The 11,707-nt window shown below is 38.1% G+C and carries 5 protein-coding genes; 3 read left to right on the forward strand and 2 right to left on the reverse strand.

Annotation, left to right across the window (positions count from 1 at the left end):
- Positions 1–229 precede the first annotated feature (229 nt).
- The 3 genes from C1H87_RS01030 to C1H87_RS01040 all read left to right on the forward strand — a co-directional run bounded on the left by C1H87_RS01030 (position 230) and on the right by C1H87_RS01040 (position 8,720).
- Positions 230–3,154: a glycoside hydrolase family 9 protein gene (locus C1H87_RS01030; protein WP_158655081.1), complete on the forward strand. Its 2,925-nt coding sequence runs from the start codon at positions 230–232 to the stop codon at positions 3,152–3,154.
- A 217-nt stretch (positions 3,155–3,371) separates the two neighbouring features.
- Positions 3,372–6,428: a glycoside hydrolase family 48 protein gene (locus C1H87_RS01035; protein WP_102754037.1), complete on the forward strand. Its 3,057-nt coding sequence runs from the start codon at positions 3,372–3,374 to the stop codon at positions 6,426–6,428.
- A gap of 147 nt (positions 6,429–6,575) precedes the next feature.
- Entirely contained in the window at positions 6,576–8,720 is a 2,145-nt protein-coding gene (locus C1H87_RS01040) for a cellulase family glycosylhydrolase (protein ID WP_102754038.1), read from the forward strand.
- A gap of 77 nt (positions 8,721–8,797) precedes the next feature.
- On the opposite strand, the gene C1H87_RS01045 is transcribed toward C1H87_RS01040, so the two are convergent.
- Together C1H87_RS01045 and C1H87_RS01050 are read right to left on the reverse strand one after the other, a co-directional pair.
- The gene (locus tag C1H87_RS01045; protein WP_102754039.1) at positions 8,798–10,066 is read right to left on the reverse strand and encodes a hypothetical protein; all 1,269 of its coding nucleotides are present in this window, start codon (positions 10,064–10,066) and stop codon (positions 8,798–8,800) included.
- A gap of 22 nt (positions 10,067–10,088) precedes the next feature.
- Entirely contained in the window at positions 10,089–11,543 is a 1,455-nt protein-coding gene (locus C1H87_RS01050) for a DUF3360 family protein (RefSeq protein WP_102754040.1), read from the reverse strand.
- Between the last annotated feature and the right edge of the window lie 164 nt (positions 11,544–11,707).

Genomic DNA, 11,707 nt, shown 5'->3' on the forward strand with positions numbered 1-11,707 from the left:
ATGCGAAACAATACCGCTAGCAAACATTGTGTTTCGTACTCTCTCTCTATTATTAAGTGATTTCAAATAAAATTGCTATTCCAACAAATTGTGACGAGAAATGATTTATTCAACAGGTTTACAGTTGAAAAAATCATGTTTAATTGATAAGTGAGTAAATCGTACCTCAGATTTAATTCACAAGTCTCTTAGTGCTTACTATTTTAAACTAAACAAAAACACCCCCACGATGAAAAATTTTATTATTCATGGTATAGCTATATTGCTATGCCTTTATTCTACTACTAATTTTGCACAGAAAAATTATGGCGAAGCCTTACAGAAGTCATTGTTTTTTTATGAAGCTCAACAATCTGGGCCACTACCAGCATGGAATCGTGTAAGTTGGAGAGGAGACTCTGCGCTTACAGATGGTTCTGATGTTGGATTAGACCTTACCGGAGGTTGGTACGATGCTGGAGATCATGTTAAATTTGGTCTTCCTATGGCATTTAGTGTCACCTCATTAGCTTGGGGCGGCATTGCTTATAAAGATGCTTACATACGCTCCGGACAAATGGATATTTTAAAGCGGAACCTACGTTTTGTAACCGATTACTTTTTGAAATGCCATACAGCTCCCAACGAATTCTATGGTCAGTTAGGAAACGGCGGTATCGATCATGCCTTTTGGGGATCGCCAGAAGTCATGGTTATGAGTCGTCCTTCCCACAAAATAGACGCTGCCAATCCAGGTTCGGAGCTAGCTGCAGAAACCGCAGCTGCCCTAGCTGCTGCGAGTATGCTTTTTAAAGACTCCGATCCAACCTACAGCGCTACTTTAATAACACATGCCAAGCAACTATATAACTTTGCAGATACCCACAGAGGTGTGTATTCTGAATCTATAACCGATGCTGCCGGATTTTACAGATCGTTTAACGGATATAACGACGAACTAGTTTGGGGAGCCATTTGGTTATACCGTGCCACAAATGAAACCGCTTACCTCGATAAAGCCGAATTGGAATACGATAACCTCGGTACAGAAGGGCAAAGTAGCTTCAAGGCCTATAAGTTTACAACCTCGTGGGACGATAAAGGATATGCTTCCTATGTACTACTAGCCCAGTTAACAGGTAAACAAAAATATAAGGATGATGCAGAACGTTTTCTCGATTTTTGGACTAGCGGTTATAATGGAGAAAGAGTTAATTATAGTCCAGGAGGCCAAGCGCACCTGATACAGTGGGGTTCGCTTCGATATGCTGCCAACACCTCCTTTTTAGCCTTTATTTATAGTGATAAGGTGGCAACAACACCAGCAAACAAAACTAAATACCATGATTTTGCTGTTAACCAAGTTAACTATGCCCTTGGAGATAATCCGTTAAACAGAAGCTTTATGGTGGGCTTTGGTAATAACCCAGCTAACAATCCGCATCACCGTTCGGCTCACGGAGCCTGGGGAAATAGTCTTCAAAATAAACCGGACTTAGCCAGCCATATTCTTTATGGGGCTTTAGTTGGAGGACCAAGTCAACCAAACGATCAGTTTGTAGACGATCGCGGCGATTTTATAGCTAACGAAGTTGCCTGCGACTACAACTCATGTTTTACAGGAAATTTAGTGAGAATGTACGATGAGTTTGGAGGCACGCCTTTAACCAATTTTCCAATTGCAGAAACACCAACAAGAGCAGAGATAAGATCATTCTCTAAATTTAATAGTAACAATGCTTTTGGAAGTACCGTTAGAGTTCTAACACAAAATAGAACAGCATGGCCAGCTCGCGTAACAGATAAGCTTAGCTATAGATATTTCTTCAATATTTCTGAAGGTGTTGCACAAGGTTTCACCATTAACGATTATAATATAACTCTTAACTCGGTTCAAGGAAATAGTACAGGAGAAATTAAACTATGGGATGCCGCAAATAATATCTATTACATGGAAGTTTCTATGGTTGGAGAACAAATATCTCCTATTGGCGATCCGCAATTTAGACGGGAAACGCAAATCAATATTCGTGTTCAAAATGGTGTGCCATACGATATTACAAACGACTGGTCTGCGCAAGGCATAAACAGTAGTGCCGATACAGAAAGTACCAATATTCCAGTATATGATAATGGTGTATTGGTATTTGGTAACGAACCTGGCCAAGGTTCTAATGTAAACGGTGGGGTAATTTCTGGAGGTCCGTTTAGTTTTACCGTAGGAGATGGTACAGCAGATAACGTTTCTGGAATTACTTTATCTGGCAATGTTGGTGATAGCTCCCAGTGGGTCATTACAGATGCTTCCAATAACATATTAGAGTTACCCATAACCCCAGATAGTGTAAATTTTGATACCTCACCACCTGGTACTTGTTTTATTTGGCACCTGAGTTATAATGGAACGATAACCGGACTAGCGGTTGGAAATAATATTTCGGCAGTAACAGGAGATCATGATTTTTCAAACTCAATTACAGTAATAAAAACCCCGGTAGGTGGTGGCGATTGCGGTTTTGGAACTCCAATAGCCACATCATTACCCAGTATAAATAGTGCTTTCAATAATATACATGTTTTAGGAACCGGTGGTCCTAATCTGGGTAATGTTACCACGTTTACAATCAACTGGGATTTAAATAACAATGGCTTGTACCAATTTTCCATAAATACCAATAATGGTACACCTAACTGGTATGTCGATTTAAGAAGCAGTCTTACTTATAGTTATAATACACCACAGCCAGACGCCACATTTTCGGGTACAGGTATCCCTGGTTTAGATGGGGCCTATTGGGTAACCCTAGATTCTGGAAACTTTGTAATGGCATCAAAAGCAGGTGGATTTACATTATACTTTAGTAATTCGGCAGTACCTCCAGTATGTACAAGTTCTGCGGTTAGTGTTTCAAACAAAATGAAAAATACAGAGGTTTTAAAGCTATCCCCTAACCCTACCCCTGGTATTGTAACGCTTACAAGCAATAAAAGCTTACAGCATTCAATAATCAAGGTTACAAGTTTAACAGGAAGAGTTGTTCTTTCAGACAAGAGTAAAAACACTCTAAACAATAAAACTATTAGTCTTGAGGGCTTAAAACCGGGAATTTATATACTGGAAATGCTTAACACAAAAACCGGAACTATAACTAATAAAAAGATTGTTAAAAAGTAATTTTTATAGATCATTAATGATTTAAACATTCAGGAGCGTTTAATCTTCAATAAAACTCTCCTGTAATGTTTTCATTCATACACTTATAAAGAACATTTCCACTTGTTGAATAGTCTATCAATCAGATGTACTAATAGGCTTATTATGTCTTTGTCGAAATAAATTTCAACATGATTAGGATACGTTCTACCCTACTCTAATACTCAAATAAAAAACAATGAAAAAAAATATAAAACGAAGCAAAACAAATACGCCCTTTTGGCGAGATATTTTAACATTGATAGTGTTTGCATTATCAATGGCACCGAACACATATGCGCAAAATTGTACATTCAATACACCACTCCCTAACGCGTTACCAAATATAAACACGGCCTTTCAAAACATTTACGTTTTAGGAACCGGTGGACCAAATTTGGATAACATCACCATTTTTACCATTAATTGGGATTTGAATAACAATGGGTTGTATCAATTCTCAATCAACACAAACAATGGCACACCAAATTGGTATGTCGATTTAAGAAGTAGCTTAACACACAGTTTTAATACTGCACAACCAGATGCCACTTTTTCGGGTACTGGAATTGCTGGTTTAGATGGCGATTATTGGGTAACTATAGATGCTGGAAACTTTGTAATGGTATCTAAAACAGGTGGATTTACCTTGTACTTTAGCGCTTTACCTACAGCACCCGATTGTGGAAGCACCTCGAATGTAGATGGTGGTGTTATAACAGGTGGACCATTTAATTTTACAGTTGGCGATAATATAGACGATTTTGCAACTGGAATTGGTTTATCTGGGAATATAGGCCAAAGCTCACAATGGATAATTACAGATGGGATAAATAACATCTTAGCATTGCCAACCAGCCCAGACCTAGTAAATTTTGATACCCAATCGCCAGGTACAGCATTAATATGGCATTTAAGCTATAATGGTACCGTTGGAGGGGTTACTGTTGGTAATAACACTTCTGCTATAACGGGAGATTTCGATCTTTCAAATTCAATTTCAGTAACAAAAACAGATCCTAATGGATGTCCTAATTGTCCTCCTATAGATAACCTGTATATCGATCGCTTTATTGAAATTAGAAACGAATTTTACGATCCTGCCAATGGTTATTTTAGCGCAGACGGATCACCACACCACTCTATTGAAACCCTTATCGTAGAAGCACCAGATTACGGTCATGAATCTACCAGCGAACTTTATTCGTATTGGTTATGGTTAGAAGCTATGAATGGAAGAATTACAAAAAACTGGACACCTCTGGCCAATGTTTGGAATGCCATAGAACAATTTATTATTCCCACAAATGCAGATCAACCAACCAATTCGGCATACAATCCGGCCAATCCTGCGGCATACGCTAGTGAATTCCCTCTTCCGAATGATTATCCAGCGCCATTAGATTTTTCTGCTCCGGTAGGAGAAGATCCTGTATCAGCCGATTTAACTGCAACTTATGGTGCGGATGTTTATCAAATGCACTGGTTATTAGATAACGATAATTTTTATGGTTATGGTAACAGAGGCGATGGCATTAGTACCCCCTCTTACATCAACACATTTCAAAGAGGAGAGCAAGAATCTGTTTTCGAAACGATTCCACATCCATCCTGGGAAAATTTTAATTGGGGAGGTCCCAATGGTTTCCTGCCTTTATTTACTATAGATCAAAACTATTCACGACAATGGCGATATACCAGTGCTCCAGATGCCGATGCCAGAGCAGTTCAAGCCATGTATTGGGCCTTGCAATATGCCAAAGAGCAACAAACTCCAATTAGTGTTAACCTGCTTAATAAGGCTACTAAAATGGGAGATTATTTGAGACTGGCTATGTTCGATAAGTATTTTAAACCATTGGGTGTGCAAAGTGCGACAAGCGGTGCTGGTCAAGGCTACAACAGTGCACATTATTTAATGTCTTGGTATATTTCCTGGGGTGGCGCCGTAGATACAACTGCACCCTGGGCTTTTAGAATAAGTTCCAGTCATTGTCATTTTGGATACCAAAACCCTATGGCTGCTTATGCATTAACACAAGTAAATGAGCTGAAACCTACCTCCCAAAATGGCGTAACAGATTGGACAGAAAGTTTAAAAAGGCAAATGGAGTTTTATACCTGGTTACAGTCTAAAGAAGGAGCCATAGCTGGCGGAGCTACCAATAGTTGGAATGGTAATTATAGCACATACCCAGCTGGAAAATCAACGTTTTACAATATGGCTTATGATGATAACCCTGTATACCATGACCCCGGAAGTGGCACCTGGTTTGGTTGGCAAGCTTGGTCTATGGAGCGCGTAGCAGAATACTATTATATTACAAATGATGCTATGGCTAAAGCCCTTATGGACAAATGGGCAACCTGGGTTAAAAGTGTTGTTCAATTAGTAGGAACCGACGACTTCTTGATACCTGCTACTTTGGCATGGACAGGAGAACCAGACACTTGGGATCCTGTTAATCCAGGAGCCAATAATAATCTTAGCGTAACCGTAACAGATTACGGAAAAGATTTAGGTGTTGCGGCGTCTATGGCCAAGGCATTGATTTACTATGCGGCTGCTACCGAAAAACATGCCACTATAGATGCAGCATCAAGAGATCTGGCTAAGGAGATACTCGACAGAATGTGGGCAAAATACCGGGATACCAAAGGGTTGTCAAGTCCAGAAACAAGAAGTGATTTTACGAGAATTTTTGATCAAACTGTTTATGTACCGAATGGATTTACTGGTACCATGGCCAACGGCGATCAAATAGCACCTGGTGTTTCGTTTTTAGATATTCGTTCTAAATACCAAAACGATCCAGAGTATAATAATTTGTTAGCAGCTTATAATTCTGGTCAAGGTTATACCCAGAATTACCACAGAAGTTGGGCTCAAATAGAGATTGCTTTAGCTAATGCCGAGTATGGTTTCTTTTTTGGAGGTACGACTCCTCCCAGTACCGCAAAAGTGCATGAAAAGCATCAACAGGAAAAACAGTTAGCTCAAGAAAATGTTATAAAGCTTTCCCCTAACCCAACTAATGATATCATAACGTTATCTGGCAGTATTGATCTCCAAAACTCAAGAGTGAAAATAATAAATCTTAGCGGTAGGGTAATTAAATCCTTTACTATTGAAAACGCTCAAAAAGAGAAGGCAATTAGCCTTAAAGGGCTTCAGTCTGGAGTTTACATTTTAAATGTTCGTAATACCAAAACCGGAGCTGTACTAAACAAAAAGATTGTTAAAAACAATTTCTAATATAATTAATGAGGATGCCATTCTAAGTAAAAGCTTAGTTCTTTTTAAGTGTAATATTTAGTTGTAACTAGTATTTAAAATGCTAGTTTATTGAGCTTTTCGGCATCCTCAACTTTATCATATAATAATATTTATAAAACTAAAAACATGAAAAAATATATACTTGTATTATTAAGCATCATATGGTTTAACAACCTTATAATTAATGCGCAACAGCAAAACTTTTTATCTGCTTCAGGAAACAAACTTTTTGACGCTACAGGTAAAGAAGTACGCCTTACCGGCGTGAATTGGTTCGGATTCGAAACATCGCTATATAGTCCACATGGTATTTGGAACAGGGATACAAAAAGTGTTTTGCAACAGATTAAAGACTTGGGATTTAATACGATTAGAGTTCCTTGGTGTAACGAGATGCTAAACCCGGGAGCTACACTAAACATAAATCCATATGGTTCCGATCCGTACACTGGTGTCTCCCCTATGAATGAAGTCGAGGGTACTTTAACCAAGCCTATCGAATTGTTGGATGTTGTGGTGAATTGGTGTCAGGAAAACAATATGAAAATAGTTTTGGACAATCATTCAAGAGCCGCAGATGGCTATTTAATTGAGGCATTGTGGTACACGAATGGGGTTTCCGAACAACAATGGATAGACGACTGGGTTTTTATGGCAAACCGTTATAAAAACTTCTCGGCTGTGGTTGGTATGGATTTAAACAACGAACCACATGGGGCAACCTGGGGCAACAGTAACCCGGCAACAGACTGGAACAAAGCCGCAGAACGGTGTGGTAATGCTATTTTAGCAGTACATCCCGATGTTTTAATTATTGTAGAAGGTGTTGGTCAATTTGAAGGAGATTCTTATTGGTGGGGAGGACAACTTAAAGGAGCTGGTCCCTATCCAGTGCAATTATCCAATCCGAGTAAGTTATTTTATTCAGCTCATGAATACGGTCCAGAAGTGGCTCCACAAGATTGGTTTGAAGCACCAAGCTTTCCAAACAATATGCCAGCGATTTGGCAGGAAAATTTTCATTTTTTATATGAAAATAATACGTCTCCGTTATTTATAGGTGAATTCGGAATTAAAGACCAAAATAATACTATCGCCTATACATGGTTTACCGAATGGATGAACTTTATGGGAAGTATTTATTCCTGGACTTTTTGGACGATAAACCCCAACTCTGGAGATACAGGTGGTATTTTAAAAGATGATTGGGTTAGTGTTAACCAATGGAAAATGGATGTTTTAAGTCCTCATTTCGCACCATTAATACCTAATGTAGTTGGTGGCAGTACAAACTCACCTCCTATTGCTAGCATAACCGCATCTGTTACTTCTGGAAATGTTCCTTTAACGGTGCAGTTTGATGCTTCCGGATCATCGGATATTGATGGCGATGTATTAACGTATAATTGGAATTTTGGAAATGGTCAAACATCAACAGGAATTAGTCCAATAATCACTTATACTACAGCAGGCTCTTATACGGTAACCCTTGTTGTTAATGATGGTAAGGTAGATTCCGTACCTGCAACCCAAACCATAAATGTAGAGGTAACTGGTGGTAATAATTGTGCTTTTAGTACACCATCGTCTAATGTTCTACCTAGTTTAAATACATCGTATCAAAATATTTATGTTTTGGGTAATGGTGGCCCGAATTTAGATAACCTAACAGGTTTTACTATTAATTGGGATTTGGCAAATAATGGTTTGTATCAATTTTCAATTAATACTAACAACGGTACTCCAGGCTGGTACGTAGATTTAAAGAGCAGCTTAACCGCTAGTTTTAATACCGCCCAACCAGAAGCTACTTTAGTGGGTAGTGGAATTTCTGGATTAGATGGCGCATACTGGGTTACAGTAGATTCTGGAAATTTCGTAATGGTTTCAAAAACTGGTGGATTTACATTGTATTTCAGTACAACAGCAAGTCCTCCTACTTGTAGCAGTGCAATAGCTAAAACTTCGGAAAAAATAGTCTCTGGAGTTTCAGAAAAAATGGAGCAAATTAATAATCCATCGCAAATAATGTTACAAGTAGCACCTAACCCAACACATCATACGATTAAAGTATTTAGTAATGCTAGTTTACAACATGCTACAATAAGAATACTAAGTCTTACTGGTAGAGCTGTTATATATGAGAGTATAACCGATAATCAAAAAGAAAAAGCTATAAATGTTAAAGGGCTTCCGTCTGGTATTTATTTCTTAGAAGTTTTAAATGCTAAAACGGGTAGTATAACAAACAAAAAGTTTATAAAAAAGTAATTTTAAGACCTAAAGTAAAACAAAAGGAGAGCTAACTTAAAATGCTCTCCTTTTGATATTTACAACATGTAATATACTTAAAACTTATAAGTAACATTCAATAAAAACCTCAAGTTATCTGCTGCTTCATAGTTTGTAACAACACCATAGGCATCGTAACCCGAAATTTCTTCTGGAGTCTGCCCGTCAGGATTTTCTTTGTTATAGTTTACTAGTGAATATTCAATTTCGGTTCCGATAATGGTTTTCCCTGAAATAAACACGAGCCTTGGTGAACATCGCATCATATTTTTCACATTGCCCCATCTTCCCGTGTAGGTACTAACATCAACCTTTTTAGAAGCGCCAAGGTTTTCAGAATAGCCAGCAAAGACGCCTGCCTTAAATTTCTTTCCATTAGTATGAACATCTAGCCAAGATGTTATGTCGTTGTAAGGAATGTATTCCACTATACCTTTATCTATCTGATCTTGAGTGTAATCTTTATCAATAGTAGCATAGCCTCCCATCATAATCAGATTGTCGTTATTTTGCCCATAAATCGCATAAGCTTTAATGGTGAAATCTGTTAAAGTCATTTTTGCATATCCAAAAACAGTATTACTATGTACTTTTTCCTTTGTAATGTAATTATTGGCGGTTGCAATTTCGGGTCTTAGTATTTGATGACCAACACCTACACCTCCTAAAAATCTGTCACTTTTATATTGTGCCTGAAGGTGAAACTCTGGAATTAACGAGTTGGATTGCGAATCTGCAGCCCCTTTATTTGCAAAGTGACCATTTGTTAATTGTGTTAAGCTTACCGTTGTTTTTCCAAACTTATAAGAAAACTTAAATTGAGGGTTTCTCGCCAGTGGATTAAACGGTGATCCGGCGCTAAAAGAAACGGTACCGGGATAGCAATCTACAATAAACGTAGGATGCCAATACTGTCCCACTAATAGTTGGGATTTCTCCCAATCTAATTTTACAAAAGCATGACGTAACCTAAAGTTAAATCTCGATCCTGTATTTATTCCTAAAAAGTCGCCTTCTACCAATCCAGAAGTTTTTGCTCCAAAAGCATCAGGGCCTGTAATCTTTGCTCTGATTCTTGAATTAATCCCTATAAAATTAAAGGATGCGGTCTTGTTGATATCATTGCCATCATTATCTAATAAAACAGGTTTCGGAGCCAATACAAATAAACCCTCGTCCCTTGCAGATATGGTTTGTCGTGTGTTTAAACTGGCATCGTTACTAATATACCCACTAAATTTTATAAAAGAACTTAAACCCTTTTTCTGTGCTGTCATCAAAAAAGATGTTGATAACATTAATGCTATAATAACTATTTTTTTCATCACATATAGATATTATATATTCTTAAAATATACCGGGAATACCAGGTAACTGTCCCACTAATGCGAGCGACACAATACAAACTATAAACATAGCTCCGGGAATAATTAATCGTTCTTTCAAGGTTAGCTTCTTAGCTCTCTCCCTATCTCCAATTAAGCCAAGATTATCGAGCAACATGGTTAAAGCCCAACCAAATACTGGATTTACAAAGGCACAAGCAAAAATACATGTACCCGCACTTAAAGAATCGTTGTGTTCCTTAACCATTTGCATCCCTGCTTCAAGTAATGGTAAAAACACACCAACAATTAAGGCAACTCTTAGCACAGGCTCCCACATGGCTAAATCCATTGGATACCCAAAAACCGAAGCTAAAATGCACAGTATTGCCGTAAGGAGTGCGCCTCCTGGAATAGGTCGTTTTGCTATGGCAGCAGGAATCATATAAGTACCCCAAGACGATGCGATATTACCACCTCCTAAAAAGGCTCCAACTATCTGACGAATAGAAGCTACCGTCATAGTATCATCAACATCCATTAAAACATCTTTTGCTTTTTTAGGATAATTAAGTTCTTGAAAAACACGATGTCCTAAATAATCGGGAGACCACATGGCAACAGCTAAAATTGCAAAAGGAATTACTGCAATATAATGTCCGAAATCAGGCCACCCTAATTGCCAACCCGTGTTTTCTCCCCACCACCAAAGTGGACTCATGTGTGGTAGTCCCGGCTCTGTGGTAAATTCAAAATTAACCCCCATGGCATAGGCAATTACACCTGCAATTGCCGAACATAATGGAATGGCTAACCACCTTTTTTTAATTCGGGCTAAATAGGCATAAATAAGGATAGTAATTCCAATAACTATAAATGAAACTGTACTGGCATTAGCATTGGAAGCCCAGGCTTCCAGCTTTGTAATTTGCCCTATAAGTCCAACGGCTCCTAGATAGATTAGTAAGCCACCACGTACCCCCACTCCGGTTAAGGACATGAGTTTAGAGCCTCCTTTGGTAATACTTAAAAGAAGTCCGAAAACACCAATTAAAATGCCCAATGCCAGCGGATGCCCCCCAGCTGCCGCAATGATTGGAATTAATGGTATCATCGGACCGTGTGTACCAGCTAAATTAGCACGTGGATTTAAAATTGCAGAAAATAGGATTACAAAAATCCCGCCCGCTATAAGTAATTCGTATCTAACATTCTCTGCTATAAATTCTGCCGAAAGCCCAAACTGTGAAGCAAATGCTGCTACCATAGCCGTTACCATAACCACTTTTCCTATTGTTGCAGCCAAGGCTGGTACCAAATCTTCAAATTCTACATGGAAATCCCTAAAAGGTAAATGGACGCGCCAACGGCGGAATTTCATGATTGATAATTCGTGCTTTAAGTAATCTTCTCTCTTTTCGAATTCGCTAGACTTTTTTCGTTGTTTTTTGTAGGAATTTTGATTGCTATTATTCATATTGTATTTCTAGATCAATGCTTTATAACTTATATGTTATTTTGAATGGATAAAAATACTTGCATAAATAACAATCAAACATGAGAATTATCAGCTTTAGATTATTATTTTGTTTTTATTAAGAAAAGAGTAATTGGAGTGAAATATTTATCGCTTTTTTATAA

Origin of the sequence: Flavivirga eckloniae, assembly GCF_002886045.1 — a bacterium.
Lineage (GTDB): Bacteria > Bacteroidota > Bacteroidia > Flavobacteriales > Flavobacteriaceae > Flavivirga > Flavivirga eckloniae.

Excerpts from the sequence above, each read along its gene's own strand:
- C1H87_RS01030 (WP_158655081.1), top strand. The coding sequence starts at position 230 with ATGAAAAATTTTATTATTCATGGTATAGCTATATTGCTATGCCTTTAT.
- C1H87_RS01050 (WP_102754040.1), bottom strand. The coding sequence starts at position 11,543 with ATGAATAATAGCAATCAAAATTCCTACAAAAAACAACGAAAAAAGTCT.
- C1H87_RS01035 (WP_102754037.1), top strand. The coding sequence starts at position 3,372 with ATGAAAAAAAATATAAAACGAAGCAAAACAAATACGCCCTTTTGGCGA.
- C1H87_RS01040 (WP_102754038.1), top strand. The coding sequence starts at position 6,576 with ATGAAAAAATATATACTTGTATTATTAAGCATCATATGGTTTAACAAC.
- C1H87_RS01045 (WP_102754039.1), bottom strand. The coding sequence starts at position 10,066 with ATGAAAAAAATAGTTATTATAGCATTAATGTTATCAACATCTTTTTTG.